The sequence below is a fragment of the Nocardiopsis sp. iso_25 genome (genome assembly GCF_056173305.1).
Genome location: NZ_CM149667.1, coordinates 6,716,591 through 6,733,780 on the forward strand (window position 1 = coordinate 6,716,591; position 17,190 = coordinate 6,733,780).

Below are 17,190 nucleotides of genomic sequence, written 5' to 3' on the forward strand. Positions count from 1 at the left end.
CAACTCCACACCCGCGTAGAACGCGTGTCCGATACTGTGTGCTGGTCATGCCACGACTGCTTTCGGCCGCCCCTTTCCGGCACCGCCACGACCGCGAGATCCTCGCCCTGGCGGTCCCGACGTTCTTCGCGCTCATCAGCGAGCCCCTGTTCCTGCTCACCGACTCCGCGATCGTCGGCACGCTGGGCACCGAGGCGCTCGGCGGCCTGGGCGTGGCCGGGCAGGTGCTGCTCACGCTCGTGGCCGTCTGCGTCTTCCTCGCCTACGGCACCACCGCGGCGGTCTCGCGCAGGTTCGGTGCGGGCGACATCCCCGGGGGCGTGCGGGACGGCGTGGACGGGCTGTGGCTCGCTGTCCTTCTCGGCCTCACGGCCGTCACGATCGGCTGGCCGCTCGGCCCGGTGATGGTGGAGGCGCTGGGCGCCTCGCCCGACGTGGCGCCCCACGCCCTGACCTACCTGCGCATCAGCCTGCTCAGCACGCCGTTCCTGCTCATCGTCATGGCGGGCACCGGTGTGCTGCGGGGCCTCCAGGACGCCCGGACCCCGCTGGTGGTGGCGGTCTGCTCCTACGTGGCCAACGCGGTGCTGTGCTCGGTGTTCGTGCTGGTCCTGGACTGGGGCATCGCGGGTTCGGCCTGGTCGACGGTCCTCGCCCAGGGCGGGGGCGCGCTCTGGTACGTGATGACGATCGCGCGCGCCGCCCGGCGCGAGGGCGTGTCGCTCACGCCCACGACGGCGGGCCTGCGCGCCTCGGCCTCGGCGGGGTTCGCCCTGTTCCTGCGCAGCGTGTCGATGCGCGTGGTGGCCCTGGTGACCACGGCGGTGGCGGCACGGCTGGGCGACGCGTCGATCGCCGCGCACCAGGTGAGCCACAACATCTGGGCGCTGCTGGTGTTCGCCATGGACGCGATCGCCATCGCCGGGCAGTCCATCGTGGGCCGCTACCTGGGCGCGGGGGACGTCCAGGGCACCCGGGACGCCACGCGGCGCATGGTGGAGTGGGGCGTGGGGCTGGGCCTGGTCTTCGCGGCGCTGGTGTTCCTGGCGCTGCCGTGGGCGTGGATCCCGTTCACCTCCGACCCCGAGGTGCGCGTCCTGATCACGTCCTCGCTGGTGGTGGTCGCGCTGCTGCAGCCGCTGAGCGGGGTGACCATGGTGCTGGACGGCGTGCTGATGGGCGCCGGGGACCAGCGCTACCTGGCGTGGGCGTCCCTGTGGACGATGCTGGTCTTCCTGCCGTTCGCCCTGGTCCTGCCGCGGCTGGCGGACGGCCCCCTGTGGGCGCTGGTGAGCCTGTGGGTCGCCTTCGGGGTGTGGATCCTCGCCCGCGCGGTCACCCTCGGGTTCCGGGCCCGGAGTACGGCCTGGCTGGTCACCGGCGCGTACCGGCCCTGATCAGGGGGCCCGCCACGGCGCGGCCGTGACGGGCCCGGTGCCCGTGTCCCTCCGGCGGACCGGAGAGGTCACGTGAACGTGTCGCGCTCACCGACGGCGGGTCCGTGACTGTAGGGCCTCACCTGTTCGTCCCGCGGCACGTCGGGGTAGGTCGGCAGCTGGTCGGGCTCCGGTGCCGCGACCGCCGCCGCGCCCGGATGGGCGAGCTGTTCCCGCATCCTGCTCCGGACGGTGGAGCGGAGTCGGGGAAGCGCCGCGTAGAGCTTGTCGCCGGGGCAGCCCGTCGCGTTGAAGTCGCGGTGGCCGACGATGGCCTCGTCGGGGTCCAGCCGGTAGGCCAGGCACAGCCAGGCGCAGGTGTCCGCCAACGAGTCCAGCAGGGCCGCGGGCGGGCTCGCCGAGGTGTAGGTGCCCTCGTTCTCGATCCCGATCGCGTGCTCGTTGTGGTTGGCGGTGTGCGCGCCGAGGACGTGGTGTCCCGCGCTGACGGCCCGCAGGCTCTGGTCGCGCCCCTCCATGATGTGGCCGCCGCGGCTGATGGTGAACTGCTGCCCCATGTCGCTCCACCCGTTGGTGTCCATGTGGTACCGCTGGATGGAGCGCGACAGCGACGCGGCGTGCGAGGTCGAGGTGTCGGACGCGTTCGCCGTGGCGGTGTGGTGCACGACGATGTGCGTGGCCCCGCGGCGCACGACCTCGATCTTGTTCTTCGGAGCGCGCGCCCCCCAGTCGGCGCGCGTGTACACCTTGGGTCGCGTGGCCGCGGAGGCCCGGTCCGCGGCGGGGATCCCGGCGATCCCGCCGAGGAGCACTCCCCCGGCGGCGAGGGCGGTTCCCCGCAGAACGGTCCTGCGGTCCACCCGTGTGTGTCGGCCCGGCTCGTCTCTTCTTTCCACGGTCATGGCTCTGCGTCCTCTCCGTGCTGGGTGGTGCAACGTACGACACCAACACAGAGAACACGATAGATTACAAAGAGTAATCAAAGGGTTGTCTGTCGACCAGGCGTGTCAGGAGAACCGAACAAGAACGCGGACCACCTCCGGGGAGGCCGGGCCCTCGGAGGGCCGTCGGGGGCGCGGCGGAAACCCCGGGAGGCATGGGAAAAGCGGGGCCCCGCCTCCCGGAGGGAGACGGGGCCCGGAGTGCACGGCGCCGGTCAGGAACCGACGACGTCCAGCTTGATCGTCGCGGAGACCTCGGGGTGCAGGCGGACCTGGACCTTGTGGCTTCCGACGGCCTTGATCGGGTTCTTGATCTCGATCCGGCGCTTGTCCAGCTCGGGACCACCGGTCGCCTTGACGGCGTCGGCGATGTCCGCGGGCGTGACCGAGCCGAACAGGCGGCCGCCCTCGCCGGCGCGCTGCTTGAGGCGCACGGTGAGCGCGTTGACGCGGCCAGCGACCTGCTGGGCCTCGTCGAGCGTGCGGATGTCACGCGCGGAGCGCGCGCGCTGGATCAGGTCGATCTGCTTCTGACCGCCGCGCGTCCACCGGATGGCGAACCCGCGGGGCAGCAGGTAGTTGCGACCGTAGCCGTTCTTCACCTCGACGACATCGCCGGGGGCTCCGAGACCGTTGACCTCGTGGGTCAAAATCAGCTTCACGACAAAAACCTCCCTCGGATATCGCCGTTAGCGGGCGGTGCTGGTGTAGGGCAGCAGGGCCACCTCGCGCGCGTTCTTGATCGCGGTCGCGACGTCGCGCTGGTGCTGGGTGCAGTTACCCGTGACGCGGCGGGCGCGGATCTTGCCGCGCTCGGAGATGAACTTGCGGAGAAGCGTGGTGTCCTTGTAGTCGATGTAGGACTGCTTCTCCTGGCAGAAGAGGCAAACCTTCTTCTTGGGCTTGCGCGCTGCCGGCTTAGCCATCGTGGTGCTCCTTCGCAAGAGCCCCGGGGTCCTCCCGGGGATGGTCTGATGTGGAAAGGGTCTGGCGCCTCGGGGCGCCGGACGGGGTACTCGCCGCGGTTAGAACGGGGGCTCGTCGGAGAAGCCCCCGCCTCCGCCGCCGAAGCCGCCGCCACCGCCGCCGTTGGTCGCCCACGGGTCGTCGGCCGGGGGGCCGCTGCGGCCTCCGCCGCCCTGCGACCCGCCGAAGCCGCCGCCCTGGTTCCCGTAGCCGCCGCCCTGCTGGGGCTGGCCGCCACCGAAACCACCGCCGCCGCCACCGCCGAAGCCGCCTCCGCCGCCCTGGCGCTGCGACTTGGTCACCTTGGCGGTGGCGCTGCGCAGGGCCGGGCCGACCTCGTCGACGTCGATCTCGAAGACGGTCCGCTTCTCACCCTCGCGGGTCTCGTACGAGCGCTGCTTCAGCCGGCCCTGCACGATGACGCGCATGCCGCGCTGAAGGCTCTCGGCCACGTTCTCCGCGTACTGCCGCCAGACGGTGCAGGTGAGGAACATGGACTCGCCGTCCTTCCACTCCCCCGACGCGCGGTCGAAGGTGCGGGGCGTCGAGGCCACACGGAAGTTGGCGACCGCGGCTCCACTGGGAGTGAAGCGCAGTTCAGGGTCGTCGACCAGGTTGCCGACGAGCGTGATCTGGGTTTCGCCTGCCATGGATGGGCTCCGGTTCGAGGTAGTCGGATCAGGCGGTTTCGCCTGTTCCCCCGATCATCCGCGCGACCACTGACATAACCGTCGGGGCCGGGGTGGAAGTCGGGGCGGGGGACGGCGGCGGGAGGCCGCCTAGTGGACCTCGGGGCGGAGCACCTTGGTGCGGAGCACGGCCTCGGCGATACCGAGCTGGCGGTCCAGCTCCTTGACCGTGGCGGGCTCGGCGGTGAGGTCGATCACCGCGTAGATGCCCTCGGCGTTCTTGTCGATGTCGTAGGCGAGACGGCGCTTGCCCCAGATGTCGACCTTCTCCACCGAGCCGCCGTCGTTGCGGACGACACCCAGGAAGTTCTCCAGCGACGGGGCGACGGTGCGCTCGTCGAGGTTGGGGTCGAGGATGATCATGAGTTCGTAACGACGCATAGGCGTACGTTCCTCCTCTGGACTGTCGCGGCCATGGAATCTCCATAGCAGGAGGGCAGGAGTCCGGGACGGGTTCCGCGCCGCGGGGGCGGGCGTCGCGCGGACTCTGAGCCATACGGGATCAAAGATTACCAGCAGCCGCGCACCCTCCGGTGCGGCCTGTGGACGGAGCCCGGGTACACGCGGAGGGGGCCGGTGCGCTCCGCGCGCACCGGCCCCCTCACTCGTCCAGAACCGGGTCAGTCGTTCCGGCCGAGGATCACCAACCTGCCGGGGTCTCCGCTGGTGTTGGTCGTCCTCCCGAAGATTCCGCCGCCCTGCTCCCCGCCGTCCTGCTCGGGGTCGGAGGCCTCACCGCTGGGATCGGTGTCCTCACACTCGGGCTGGCCCCAGCCACCGCACTCCTCCTGGTCCCCCGTGCCGGGGCTCTCCGGGCAGTCCCGGCCCCATCCGGGCTCGCAGGGCTCCTCGGTCTGCTGGTCCTGGCACTCCGGGGAGTCGGGCATGGCCGGGTCGCACTCCCCCGTGCTCGCGCTCGGGGACTCCTCGGGAGAGGGCTCCTCGGTCGGCTCCTCGGTGGGCTCCGCGCTCGGGGACGGCGTGGGCACGAAGCTCTGTTCGGTACCGACGTAGGCGGGCGGCGGGAACTGCGCCGGTTCGACGCCCTCCATGGCGGTCGTCATGAACTCGCGCCACACGTTGGCCGAGGTGGTGCCACCGAAGATCTCGCCCGCGGTCTGGCCGTCGAACTCCAGGGGCTGGCTGGCGTCCGCGCGGCTCAGGCCCACCGCGGCGACGAGCTGCGGCGTGTAGCCCACGAACCACGCGGAGACCGCGTCGCTGGAGGTACCGGTCTTGCCCGCGACGGGGCGCCCGTCGGGCAGCGCCGCCTGGTCGCCACCGCCGCCGGGCTCGACCACCTGGGTCATGGCGTAGGTGACGTCGGCCGCGACGTCCGCGGTGACCACCTGCTCACCGTTCTCCAGCAGGTCGGCGTCGTTGGGCGGGATGACCGTGCCGTCGGAGGTGCGCAGCTCGGTGATCATGTGCGCCGGTCGGTGCACGCCCCCGGCGGCGAAGGTGGAGTAGCCCTCGGCCTGGTCCAGCGCGCTCACCTGGTGGGTGCCCAGCGCGATGAGCGGCCCCTGGGCGGAGGTCGTGGTCTGCTCCTCGGCCACACCGGCCTGGACCGCGAGGTCGTCCACCGCGGTCGGGGTCATCTGCACCGCCAGCTCCACGAACGGGGTGTTGATCGACTGGGCGGTGGACTGGATCAGGTTGACCGGACCCCAGCTCCTGTCACCCGCGTTGATGACCTCGCTCTGCAGCCCCGGGAACTCCTGGGGGGAGTCGCCGTCGAACGTGCTGTTGAGGCTGATGCCGTTCTTGAGCGCGGTGGCGAGCACGTAGGGCTTGTAGGACGAACCCGCCTGTGTCCGGTGGGTCAGGGAGTTGTTGACGTCCTCGGCCACGTTGTCGCCCCCGTGGAAGGCGACGATCTGCCCCGTGGCGGGGTCGACCGCGGTCAGGCCCATCATCGTGTCCTCGGGGGTGCTCGGCAGGACGTCGAAGGAACTGCGCGCGGCGTCCATGAGCGCGGGGTCCAGCGAGGTCTGCACGACGAAGCCCTGGGTGGCGATGTCCTGGGCGGTGATCCCCTGCTCGGAGTAGCGCTCCTCGATCTCGGAGAGGACCGCGTTGTAGACGTAGTCGAACTTGGGGTCGTACTCCTGCTCCTCCTCGCCCTCCTGGGTGCCGTACGGAGCGAGCTCGGGGATCTCCAGGGCCTCGGCCTCGGCCCGGGGCAGGCCGATGTCGGGGTCGTCCTCGTGCATCAGGGCCAGCTGCTCCTGCACGTAGGGCCAGCGCTCCTCGTTGAGGTAGGTCCTGGTCCAGTCGCCCATCTCGCCCTGGAAGTTGCTGGGCATCTGGATGATGATGCCCAGGAAGGCCCCCTCCGCGTCGGTCAGCTCGCTCAGGTCCTTGTCGAAGTAGGCCTGGGACGCCATCTGGATGCCCATGGCACCGCGACCGAAGTAGATGGTGTTGAGGTAGGTCGTGAGGATGTCGTCCTTCTCCATCTGCTGGTTGAGCTTGATGGAGATGAAGATCTCGCGGATCTTGCGGATGTACTGGTTCTCGATCTCCAGGTCGCTGTAGTAGTTCCGCGCCATCTGCTGGGTGATGGTGGAACCGCCGCCGGCCTCGCCGCCGGAGAGGACGGCGCGACCGATGCCGGAGATGCTGATGCCGGGGTCGGTGTAGAAGGTGCGCTGCTCGGCGGCGAGCACGCCGTTGATGACCGAGGGCGGGATGTCCTCGCGCTGGACCTCGACCCGCCTGACCTCGCCCGAGGTGAGCGCGACCTCGGGCTCGGCGTCGCCCTCCGGAGCCCACATGATCTGGGTGGCGGACAGGTTGGCGTCCGACTTGGCCTCCAGCTCGTTCACGTTGGGGGCCATGGCGTACAGGATCGCGAAGGCGGCCACGCCGCCGATGATCATCAGGCCGAAGACGGCGAGGGCGGGTTTCCACGCCTTGGACAGGAAGCGCTTGAACCAGGGGCGGTCGTCCGGCTCCTCGTCGCGGGAGCGGCGCCGACCGCCTCCCCGGCCTCCTCTGCCGCCGCCTGCGGCGGCGCGGGAGCCGCGGCCCGGGGCGCGCCGCCCCTCGGAGCGGGCGGCGTTCTCGCGGTCACGGCCGCGGTCGCGGGGGTCGCGGGGGTCTCGGTCTCGGGGGTCGCGCGGCCCGGAACCGGCCGCCCTGCGGCGGCCGCGGGGGTCCTCGTCCGGGCGGCGCTGTCCCTCGGGACGGCGCGGGCGGTCTCCCTCGGAGCGGTGGCCGGAGCGCTCGCCGTCCTGGGGCCGCCGGGGGCGCTCGCCCTCGGGACGGCGGCGGGGGCGGTCACCGTCCGCGGGGGCGCGGCGCTGTCCCTCCGGGCGTCGGGGGCGGTCGCCCTCGGATCGACGGCGGCCCTCGGAACGGGCCTCCTGCTCCGGGGGGCGTCGGCGGCGCGGGCGCTCGGGCCCGGTGTCGTCCCCCCAGAAGCCGTCACCGGCGTCCGGACGGCGGCGGCCTCCGGAGGGTTCGTCCCGGGGCGGGCCGTCGGCCCGGCGCCGTCCGCCGCCGCCGCGCGAGCCGTCGGCCGGGCCGTCGGCCCGGCGACGGCCGCCATCGGCGTTCCGTCGTCGTTCGGTACTCACGTGGTCCTCGATTGCCTCTCACGGCCGGTCGGCCTGACGATTCCTTGGTGGAAACGGGGGGACGGTCCCCCTGGGGGATCGGTGATCCGCGACCTGCTTCTCGCGACGACTGCGTGGACCGGACCGGCGTGGCCGTGTCCAACGCTGTGCCTGTCGTTCAAGGCTTGATAAAGGACGCCCGAAGGCGGGCGGGGGTTTTCACACAGGTCGCGAAGACGTAAGCCGCTTCTTCCTCCTGGTCGTTGGCCTGCGGGAGCGACAGCCCTCGGTGCTCGGTGCCTACGGAAACGCCGCCGCGGCAGGGGCTGGGTCCGGGGGCTCTACCGGCTACGCACGCAAATCACAGGTCACGTTAGAGCGATCGAACGGTATAGCACAACCCACGCGCGAGGTTATCGCGCGTCTTGGCACACCTGGCCATGTTTCGCCTGGAATCGCCCGTCATGCCAGTTCAGAGCGGGCAAACCGAACCCCGACGAGTCGGCCGGGCGTCGACCCGCCCGAGAAGTGTTCGGTGTCGGCGCTGGTAGGGATGGGTGTGTGAGATTTTCCCCGCAGGACTCCGGGGGTTCACGGACGGCGGCCGACGCGCGGACGCACCCACGCGGACTCGTGTCACAGGTCTGGCATGCGGGCCCGCGGGTGGGCGGAGATAGAGTCAGAACTGAACAAAACAGCCAGACATGCATGTTCCCCCTGCGGTTCCCGGTCGCGGGACGTGAACCGTGCCCGCTCCGTCCGCCGAGGCGGCGCGGAGGGCACGGGGACCGCGCGCGCCGGACAACCGACCACCGAGGGCGGTGCGGGGCGGCGGGTGGGAACAGAAACGCCGTGTGCGCTGCTGACCACATACGGGAAACGAGCGCGTGGCGACGGGACCCGGAACCGCCGTCGGCGCGGTCCCGTCGTCGTGCGCCGTGGAATCCATGTTCGCGAACAAGAAGGAGCAAGGACCAATGGGTTCGGTACGTGTAGCCGTCGTGGGCGTCGGCAACTGTGCGGCGTCGCTCGTCCAGGGCGTGCACTACTACAAGGACGCCAACCCCGAGTCCCGGGTACCAGGCCTGATGCACGTGCAGTTCGGCCCGTACCACGTGCGCGACATCGAGTTCGTCGCAGCCTTCGACGTGGACGCCAAGAAGGTCGGCCACGACCTCGCCGACGCCATCACGGCCAGCGAGAACAACACCGTCAAGATCTGCGACGTGCCGCCGACCGGCGTCACCGTCATGCGCGGACCGACCTACGACGGGCTCGGCAAGTACTACCGCGAGGTCATCCAGGAGTCCCCCGAGGACGCGGTGGACGTGGTCGCGGCGCTCAAGGCCAGCAAGGCCGACGTGCTCGTGTCCTACCTCCCGGTGGGCTCGGAGGAGGCGGGCAAGTTCTACGCCCAGTGCGCGATCGACGCGGGCGTGGCCTTCGTCAACGCCCTGCCGGTGTTCATCGCCTCCGACCCCGAGTGGGCCGAGAAGTTCACCAGAGCGGGTGTGCCGATCATCGGCGACGACATCAAGTCGCAGATCGGCGCGACCATCACCCACCGCGTGCTGTCCAAGCTGTTCGAGGACCGCGGCGTGATCGTGGACCGCACGTACCAGCTCAACTTCGGCGGCAACATGGACTTCAAGAACATGTTGGAGCGCGACCGCCTGGAGTCCAAGAAGATCTCCAAGACGCAGTCCGTCACCTCCCAGATCCCGCACGAGCTGAAGGCCGGCTCGGTGCACATCGGCCCGTCGGACCACGTGCCGTGGCTGGACGACCGCAAGTGGGCCTACATCCGCCTGGAGGGGCGCGCGTTCGGCGACGTGCCGCTGAACCTGGAGTACAAGCTGGAGGTCTGGGACTCCCCCAACTCCGCGGGCATCATCATCGACGCGGTACGCGCCGCCAAGATCGCCAAGGACCGCGGCATGGGCGGACCGATCCTGGCCCCGTCCTCCTACTTCATGAAGTCCCCGCCGGAGCAGTACAGCGACGCCGAGGCGCACGACAAGGTCGAGCAGTTCATCGCCTCGGGCCAGCACGACGGCGCCGACGAGTAGAGCTTTCCTGAGGGCGGTCCCGGCGCACGGCCGGGGCCCGCTCCTCCCCGGGGCCGTCCCGGCCCCGGGCACGGCCTACGCTTGGTGCCGTGTCCTTCTTCGGTGATCTGCGCGTGGTCCTGCGGGGGCCCCGGTTCCGCCGCCTGTTCGGCACCCGGCTGGTGGCGCAGTTCTCCGACGGGGTGTACCAGGCCGGGCTGGCGGGCTTCGTCTTCTTCACCCCCGAGCAGCACACCAGCGCGGGCGCCGTCGCCGCGGCCTTCGCGGTGCTGCTCCTGCCGTTCTCGGTGGTGGCGCCGTTCGCCGGGGTCCTGATCGACAGGTGGCCCCGGCGCCAGATCCTGCTGCTGTCCTCCCTGGCCAAGGCGGCGCTCGCGGTGGCGAGCGCGTTCCTGGTGGCGGAGGGCGAGAGCCCGGCCTTCCTCCTCACCGCGCTCCTGGTGCTGAGCGTCAACCGCTTCTTCCTGTCCGGGCTGTCCGCCGGGCTGCCCTACGTGGTGGCCCGGGACAAGCTGATGATGGCCAACGCGGTCACGCCGACCAGCGGTACCGCGGCGAGCTTCCTGGGCGCGGGGGCGGGGGCCGCGATCGGTCTGCTCGGCGGCGAGGACGCCCTGGGCACCGGGCTCGTCCTGTTCGTGGCCGCGCTCGGCTTCGCCGGGGCGGCGCTGGTCTCCCTCACCCTGGGCCACGACGAGCTGGGGCCGCACCTGGAGCGGGAGCCGGACGAGGTCGCGGCGGCCGTGCGCAACGTGGTGCGGGGCATGGTCTCGGGGGTGCGCCACCTCTGGGCGCGTCCGGAGGCCCGCGACGCGCTGCTCACGATCGGCGGCCACCGGGTGCTGTTCGGGATCTCCACGCTGCTGACGCTGCTGCTGTACAACAACACCTTCACCGGCGGCGGTGTGGCCGGGCTGGCCGGTTTCTCGGTGGCGATGGGCCTTTCGGGGGCGGGGTTCCTGGTGGGCGCGGTGGCCACGCCGTGGGCGACCGCCCGGACGGCCCCGGGGACGTGGATCGCGCTGCAGCTGGCGGCGGCGTCGGCGGTCCTGGTGGTGTTCGGACTGCCCTTCTCTCCCGTGCTCTTCCCCGTGGCCGCGTTCGCGCTGGGCTTCGTCTCGCAGGGGGTCAAGGTCACCGTCGACACGTCGGTTCAGCGACATGTCGACGACGCGTTCCGGGGGCGGGTGTTCTCGGTGTACGACGTGCTGTTCAACGCCACGTTCGTCCTGGGAGCGGCGCTGGCCGCCGCGCTGGTCCCGCCATCCGGGGTGAACCCCGCGGTGGTCGTCGCGATGGCCGCGGCCTACCTCGTGATGGGCGCCGCCTGGGTGGTGCGCGGGCGCCGCGTCAGCACTGCGGAGGCGGAGCGCGAGGCCGCGTAGCGCCTTGTCGACCTGGTGACAGGTCGCCTTGTCGCCAAGCGGCCTACCTCAGACCGAGGTGTCACCCGTGGCCATGCCCAACGCCTCACAGGCGTCGAGAAGGCGCCGGTCCCCGCAGGCCACGACCAGCTCTCCACTCTTGAGCCGTTCAACGGAAGCACAGTGGACCGCATCATAACCACGCAGCCCGAACTCCCGTGCCAGTCCTGCCGCGCGCTCCACCAACACCTGGTCCACGTCGAGGACGTTCACCTCCTCCCACAGTCCCTCGAGGAGTTCCATGGCCTGGGTGTACGCGGTGCTGGTGATCCGGCTCATGCGCTCGGCCTGGGCCAGCGCCGCGGCCGCCTCGGCGTAGAGGGGGCGGGAAGAGACCACCGAGTCAGCCGCCTCCCAGAGCCGAAGGCACTGCTCGGAGCCAGACTCCTCAATCAGGAGGGGAACGAAGGCCGAGGTGTCGAAGTAACAGATCACCTGCGCTGCTCCTCCACCAGGTCGCTGACGGTGCCGTCGGTTTTGACGGGTGTGGGAACGCTGCGCTTGGCCCGGCGGGCGGGCTTGACCTGTCCGTCCAGGATGAGCTGGTCCAAAGTGCCGGGCCTCTCTGCGGGAACGATCCTGGCGATGACCCTGCCGTGGTCAGTGACGGTGATGGTGTGCCCTTCGCGTACCTCAGCAAGGTGGCGGCTGAGGCCGTCGCGCAGCTCCTTGATGCCAAGTCTCATAACCCGCTCCTTTGTGGCTACTTATACAGCCAATAATATAGCCACTTCTTGGAGTCCGACAAGGCTCTGGCCACGCTTGGCGCTTTGTCGACCTGACAACACGTCGACACGTCACCATTCGGTCACCTGCTGTAGTCTCCACGGGGAGACTTGTCGACAGCGGGGATGGTTCTCCATGCACACCGGTGACGCACTGGGCGGCGCCTCCAGCGCCCTCGGGCCGCGGGGGGTGGTCAAGCGCGTCGGGGCGGTCTCCCGTCAGCTGCCCGTCCACGGCGACCGCCTGCTCGACGTGGGCTGCGGCGACGGCACCTACACGGTCGAACTGGCCGGGGGCTACGTGCGCGTGGACGCGATCGACCTCGAACCCGCTCGGCTCGACGCCTTCGCCGGGCGCATCGCGGGCACCGGGCTGGAGGACCGGATCGGCATCCACAAGATGTCCGCCGACGCGCTGGCCTTCGACGCCAACACCTTCGACCGCGTGACCGCGTTCGATGTGGTCGAGCACGTCGAGGACCTGGAGGGCGCCCTGCGCGAGGTCCGCCGGGTCCTCAAGCCGGGCGGCGCGTTCTCGCTGACCACGCCCAACCGCTGGTTCCCCTTCGAGACCCACGGCGTGCTCTGGGGCGGCCGGCGCCGCTCGGCGCTGACCGCGCCCTTCCTGCCCTGGGTCGGGCCCCTGCACGCGCGCATGTCGGACGCGCGAACGTTCACCACCCAGCAGATGGGCCGACTCCTGCGGGGGGCCGGGATGCGCGTGGGCGCCATCGACTACCTGATGCCGCCGTTCGACCGCCGCACCACGGCGTTGCAGACCCTGTCCGACACCCTGGAGGGCACCCCGCTGCGCGTGTTCGGCATGGCCATGGCGGTCACGGCGGTCAAGCCGGGCCGCTGACCCTCACAGGTGATCGGCCGCCCAGGCGCGCAGCTCCTCGGTCGCGGCGTCCTTGCCCATCGGGCCGTTCTCCAGGCGCAGTTCCAGCAGGAAGCGGTACGCGCGGCCGACCACGGGACCCGGCTTGACCCCCAGGATCTCCTGGATCTCGTTGCCGTCCAGGTCCGGGCGGATGCGGTCCAGCTCCTCCTGCTCGGCGAGCAGCCCGATCCGACGCTCGATGTCGTCGTAGGAGCGCGCCAGCGCTGTCGCCTTGCGCCGGTTGCGGGTGGTGCAGTCGGCGCGGGTGAGGATGTGCAGCCGCTCCAGCTGCGTCCCTGCGTCGCGGGCGTACCGGCGGACCGCGGAGTCGGTCCACTCGCCCCTGCCGTAGCCGTGGAACCTCAGGTGGAGTTCGACCAGGGTGCTGACGTCGGACACCACGTCCTTGGGGAAGCGCAGCGCGGTGAGCCTCTTGCGGCTCATCGAGGCGCCCACCACCTCGTGGTGGTGGAAGGTCACCCGCCCCCCGGACTCGAAGGCGCGCGTCTTGGGCTTGCCGACGTCGTGCAGCAGCGCGGCCAGGCGCAGCACCAGGTCGGGCTCGTGGCCCCGCTTCTCCTCCAGCTCGATCGCCTGGTCCAGAACGGTGAGCGAGTGCTCGTAGACGTCCTTGTGCCGGTGGTGCTCGTCGATCTCCAGGCGCAGCTTGGGGATCTCCGGAAGCACGTACCGGGCGATGCCCAGGTCCACCATGAGTTCGACGCCGCGGTGCGGGTCGGGGCTGAGCATGAGCTTGGTCAGCTCGTCGCGGACGCGCTCGGCGGAGACGATGGAGAGCCGGTCGGCCATGTCCCGGGCGGCCTCGGCCACCTCGGGGGCCAGGGTGAAGCCGAGCTGGGCGGCGAAGCGGACCGCGCGCATGATGCGCAGCGGGTCGTCGCTGAAGGAGTCCTCGGGCCTGCCGGGGGTGCGCAGCACCTTGTCGCGCAGGTCGGACAGGCCGCCGAACGGGTCGACGAACTCCAGGCCGGGCAGGCGCACCGCCATGGCGTTGACGGTGAAGTCGCGGCGCAGCAGGTCGTCGTGGATGTCGGTGCCGTAGGCCACCTCGGGCTTGCGGGACTTGGGAGAGTAGGACTCGCTGCGGTAGGTGGTGACCTCCAGCTGGAGGCCCTTCTTGCGCAGGCCCACGGTGCCGAAGTCGATGCCGACGGTCCACACGGAGTCGGCCCAGCCGTCCACGAGCTCCAGGATGCGCTGGGGCACCGCGTCCGTGGTCAGGTCCACGTCGTTGGCTGGCCTGCCGAGGAGGGCGTCGCGCACCGGCCCGCCGACGAGGGCGAGCTGCTGGCCGTGCGCGGCGAAGCGCTCGCCGAGTTCCTCCGAGACGGTCGGGAAGGAGTCCGCCAACGCCGTGACCGCGGCGCGCTGCGCACCGGTCAGCGCACCCGCGCCCGGTGCGTCCCCGGCGTCCGGCTGCTGGGCGGCGTCGCTCTCCCGCGAAAACTCTGTGTTCGGCACACCACGAGACTAGGCGGCGCCCGAAGCAAACCGCGAATCGTCCCCGCCCCCGGTACCGGGCCGTACACGGTTCGGAGGCCGCCGCGGCGGACCGCCGCCGTTCGGCGGGGCACCCGGTCTCCCCCGCACGCCGCGCGGCGGCAGCGACCCGACTGCACGCACGGGGAAGGCGGTATCTTCGAGGGAAGTGGTAGGACGCCCCGGTTGCCCCGCGTCCACCCGACCCGCGTACGCCGTGTGCGCCGTGCGGGTACTTCCGACCGTCCCCCCGCACCGCGTCACCGGCGGGACGGCCACCTGGACCCGAGTCAGGAAACCGGTCAAGCGTTGCGTCGATTTGCCTCCGCGACGGTGGTCATGGCCTTCACCACCGCGCTGCTTCCGATACCGGCCACGTCCGCGAACGCGGAGCAGACGGCCGATCCGCTCGTCGTCGAGCGCGTCACACCGGACGCGGCCGACGAGGACAGCACCCTGCGGGTCACCGGCGAGGTGACCAACACCACCTCCGAGGACCTGAGCGACGTCAGCGTGCGGCTCAGCTACTCGCGGAACCCCTTCAGCGACCGCGGCGAGCTGGACGAGTTCGCCTCGGGAGAGGGCTGGCAGCCCGACACGCCGGGGCCCGACGAGGAGGTCACCGCCGAACTGGCCCCCGAGGCCAGCGCCGAGTACTCCCTGAGCGTGCCGGTCGAGGACCTCGGCCTGGACTCCTACGGCGTGTACCCGCTGGTCGTCGAGGCCGTGGACGGGGACGGCCGGGTCGTCGGCTCCCAGTACACCTTCCTCCCCTACACGGGCGGGGACGACGCACCCTCCGTCGACATCGCCTGGGTGTGGCCGCTGATGGCGCCGCCCCGGCGCGCGGACGAGGACACCTTCCTCAACGACGACCTGCACTCGTCGGTCGCCGCCGACGGCCGCCTGGGCCGCCTGCTGGCCGCGGGGGCGCAGGCACCGGTGTCCTTCGAGGCCGGGGAGGAGGACCTGGTCGAGCTGCTGGGCCTGAACGAGGAGTCGGAGGAGTCCGCGGAGCCCTCGGAGGGCACGGCCACCGCGGAGGAGACCGCGGAGGCCCTCCCCACGGAGGAGGCCACCGAGGAGGGCGCGGAGAACGCCGAGGACGAGGACGAGCCCGCCGAGGAGGCCACCGAGCGCGACGAGGGGGTCCCCGTCACCTGGGCCGTGGACCCCGGCACGCTCGACGACGTCCTGCGCATGGCCTCCTCGGGGCACTCGGTCGTGGAGGACCCCCTCGCGGTGCCCGCCGAGTCCGAGCCCGTGCGGCACCAGGTCGAGACCAGCGAGGCGGCACAGGTGTGGCTGCGCGAGGCCCGCCGCGTGCTGGCCGCCGACCACGTCGTCGCCACCCCCTACGCCCGGGCCGACCTGGCCGCCCTGCTGCGGCACGACATGGGCTCCGACGCCGAGGCGGCCCTGCGGGTCGGCCAGGAGGCCGTCCTGAGGGCGCTGGAGACGGAGGCCGACGGGACCTTCGCCCTGCCCCCGAACGGCCTGATGGACCGGGACGTCCACGAGTTGCTCGCCTCGCACGGGGCGACCCGCTTCCTGCTGGACGAGAAGGCCCTGTCCGCCGCGTCCTGGCTGTCCACGACCCCCACCGCGCAGGCCCCGCTGCCCGCGCCGGAGGAGGAGACGTCCGAGGAGCCCTTCGCGCTGGTCGCCGACCAGGGCATCACCGACGTGCTGTCCATGCCCACCGGGGAGCCGGGCCAGTCCGAGCTGGCGCTCCAGCGCTTCGCCGCCGAGACCGCGATGATCGCGGGCGAGAACGCCGGGGGCGGCCGGGTGGTCGTCGCCTCGCCGGAGCCCCACTGGAACCCCAGCGCCGAGTTCGCCCAGGGCGTGCTGGCCGCCTCCGAGGACCTGCCGTGGTTGTCCCCCCGGAGCCTGGACGAGGTCGAACTGCCCGAGGCCGGTGAGCGCGAGCGGACCCGCAGGTCCCTGACCTACCCCGACAGCGCCTACGGGGAGGAGCTGAGCTCCACCTACCTGGGACTGGTCGAGGACGTGAGCCAGGACGTGCGCCTGTTCAACAGCGTCCTGGTCGGCGACAGCGACCCGCTCCGCCCGGCGCTGCTGCGCCTGGAGTCGGTGTACTGGCGGGAGGAGGAGGCCCTGGCGGGCGCCACCCGCGCCATGGTCGACCAGGACGTCCAGGACCGCATGAACGACGTGCGGGTCATCCCCGGCGAGCCGGTCACCCTGGCCAGCCGGACCGGCACCACCGGCGTCCTGGTCGCCAACGACCTGGAGGAGGAGACCGTCTCCGTGAACCTGTCGGTCTTCTCCGAGAACTCCGACCGCCTGAGCGTCGGCGAGTACAACCACTCCTTCGAGCTGGAGCCGGGTACCAGGATCACGGTCTACATCCCGCTGTCGGCCCGGGTCAACGGCCGCACCGTCATCGACGTGGGCCTGCAGAACTCCGAGGGCGAGCCGATCAGCAGCCAGGACGTGGAGATCCCGGTGCACGCCACCGGTCTGAGCACCCAGGCGCTGGCCATCAGCGGTATCGGCGTGCTGATCCTCGCCGCGGCCCTGGCCCCGCGCGCGCTGCGCAAGTGGGCCCGCGGCAAGGCTGCGGCGGCCGCGTCCGAAACCGACGGGACCGCCGAGGCGCCCGAGGCCGCGGATTCCTCCGGGACCGCGGCCGGGGCGGACCCCGACGGCGCGAACGCCGGGGACTCCGCGGGCGTCACACACTCCGGGAGCCCGTCCGGGAACGAGTCCTCCGGGACGGACCGGGACACCGCCCCGGACACGTCCGAGGGCCCCTCCTCCACGGAGGACGCCTCCCCCGACCGGGACACCGCCCCGGACGGGGAGGCGGACGGAGCCGAGGACACCGAGCGGCCGGAGGACCCCTCCGGCCAAGAGAAAGCCGACTCCCCAGCCGCGGCGGGCGGCACGGAGCGGGACCGCGACGGCAAGGGCACGTGACCCAGCGGTTCCGGAGAGGGTGACATGGATCCCTACCGACAGGACGCCATGTCGACACACCCGCACGTCTCCATGTCGGCGCACGCG

Annotated in this window: 14 protein-coding genes; 5 read left to right on the forward strand and 9 right to left on the reverse strand. The window is 71.5% G+C overall.

The window, feature by feature from the left end:
- Positions 1-47 precede the first annotated feature (47 nt).
- On the forward strand, positions 48-1,397 hold the full coding sequence (locus tag AC0VX6_RS28675) for an MATE family efflux transporter (protein ID WP_274975567.1): 1,350 nt from the start codon (positions 48-50) through the stop codon (positions 1,395-1,397).
- Between the two features lie 68 nt (positions 1,398-1,465).
- Here the strand turns inward: AC0VX6_RS28675 and AC0VX6_RS28680 are convergent, their stop codons facing one another.
- From AC0VX6_RS28680 to AC0VX6_RS28705, 6 genes are all read right to left on the reverse strand, one after another.
- Positions 1,466-2,299 (reverse strand): peptidoglycan recognition protein family protein, encoded by an 834-nt coding sequence (locus AC0VX6_RS28680; protein WP_274975568.1) that lies wholly within the window; start codon positions 2,297-2,299, stop codon positions 1,466-1,468.
- 254 nt (positions 2,300-2,553) lie between these two features.
- Positions 2,554-3,000 (reverse strand): 50S ribosomal protein L9, encoded by a 447-nt coding sequence (gene rplI / locus AC0VX6_RS28685; protein WP_013155831.1) that lies wholly within the window; start codon positions 2,998-3,000, stop codon positions 2,554-2,556.
- A 27-nt stretch (positions 3,001-3,027) separates the two neighbouring features.
- A complete protein-coding gene (gene rpsR / locus AC0VX6_RS28690; protein ID WP_013155832.1) occupies positions 3,028-3,264 on the reverse strand; it encodes a 30S ribosomal protein S18 in 237 nt (78 codons plus the stop codon).
- 99 nt (positions 3,265-3,363) lie between these two features.
- Positions 3,364-3,954, reverse strand: a complete 591-nt coding sequence (locus AC0VX6_RS28695; RefSeq protein WP_212642079.1) for a single-stranded DNA-binding protein — start codon at positions 3,952-3,954, stop codon at positions 3,364-3,366.
- Positions 3,955-4,083: 129 nt separating this feature from the next.
- Entirely contained in the window at positions 4,084-4,374 is a 291-nt protein-coding gene (gene rpsF, locus AC0VX6_RS28700; RefSeq protein WP_013155834.1) for a 30S ribosomal protein S6, read from the reverse strand.
- Positions 4,375-4,613: 239 nt separating this feature from the next.
- On the reverse strand, positions 4,614-7,577 hold the full coding sequence (locus AC0VX6_RS28705; protein WP_475467020.1) for a transglycosylase domain-containing protein: 2,964 nt from the start codon (positions 7,575-7,577) through the stop codon (positions 4,614-4,616).
- A gap of 956 nt (positions 7,578-8,533) precedes the next feature.
- Between AC0VX6_RS28705 and AC0VX6_RS28710 the strand changes: the two genes are divergently transcribed.
- Both AC0VX6_RS28710 and AC0VX6_RS28715 read left to right on the forward strand, forming a co-directional pair.
- A complete protein-coding gene (locus tag AC0VX6_RS28710) occupies positions 8,534-9,625 on the forward strand; it encodes an inositol-3-phosphate synthase (protein WP_274975570.1) in 1,092 nt (363 codons plus the stop codon).
- A gap of 89 nt (positions 9,626-9,714) precedes the next feature.
- Positions 9,715-11,010, forward strand: coding sequence for an MFS transporter (locus AC0VX6_RS28715; RefSeq protein ID WP_274975571.1), 1,296 nt, complete (start codon positions 9,715-9,717; stop codon positions 11,008-11,010).
- Positions 11,011-11,058: 48 nt separating this feature from the next.
- Here the strand turns inward: AC0VX6_RS28715 and AC0VX6_RS28720 are convergent, their stop codons facing one another.
- Both AC0VX6_RS28720 and AC0VX6_RS28725 read right to left on the reverse strand, forming a co-directional pair.
- Positions 11,059-11,484, reverse strand: a complete 426-nt coding sequence (locus AC0VX6_RS28720; protein WP_475467021.1) for a type II toxin-antitoxin system VapC family toxin — start codon at positions 11,482-11,484, stop codon at positions 11,059-11,061.
- A complete protein-coding gene (locus tag AC0VX6_RS28725; RefSeq protein WP_274975573.1) occupies positions 11,481-11,735 on the reverse strand; it encodes a type II toxin-antitoxin system Phd/YefM family antitoxin in 255 nt (84 codons plus the stop codon). The genes AC0VX6_RS28720 and AC0VX6_RS28725 overlap by 4 nt, the downstream gene beginning before the upstream one ends.
- Before the next feature lie 175 nt (positions 11,736-11,910).
- Here AC0VX6_RS28725 and AC0VX6_RS28730 point away from each other — a divergent pair, with 175 nt between their 5' ends.
- The gene (locus AC0VX6_RS28730; RefSeq protein WP_274975574.1) at positions 11,911-12,636 is read left to right on the forward strand and encodes a class I SAM-dependent methyltransferase; all 726 of its coding nucleotides are present in this window, start codon (positions 11,911-11,913) and stop codon (positions 12,634-12,636) included.
- 3 nt (positions 12,637-12,639) lie between these two features.
- On the opposite strand, the gene AC0VX6_RS28735 is transcribed toward AC0VX6_RS28730, so the two are convergent.
- Positions 12,640-14,139 carry a CCA tRNA nucleotidyltransferase gene (locus AC0VX6_RS28735; protein WP_274975575.1) on the reverse strand — a complete coding sequence of 500 codons (1,500 nt, stop codon included), beginning with the start codon at positions 14,137-14,139 and terminating at the stop codon, positions 12,640-12,642.
- Between the two features lie 357 nt (positions 14,140-14,496).
- On the opposite strand from AC0VX6_RS28735, the gene AC0VX6_RS28740 reads away from it, so the two are divergent.
- Positions 14,497-17,103, forward strand: a complete 2,607-nt coding sequence (locus AC0VX6_RS28740) for a DUF6049 family protein (RefSeq protein WP_475469469.1) — start codon at positions 14,497-14,499, stop codon at positions 17,101-17,103.
- Positions 17,104-17,190: the final 87 nt, after the last annotated feature.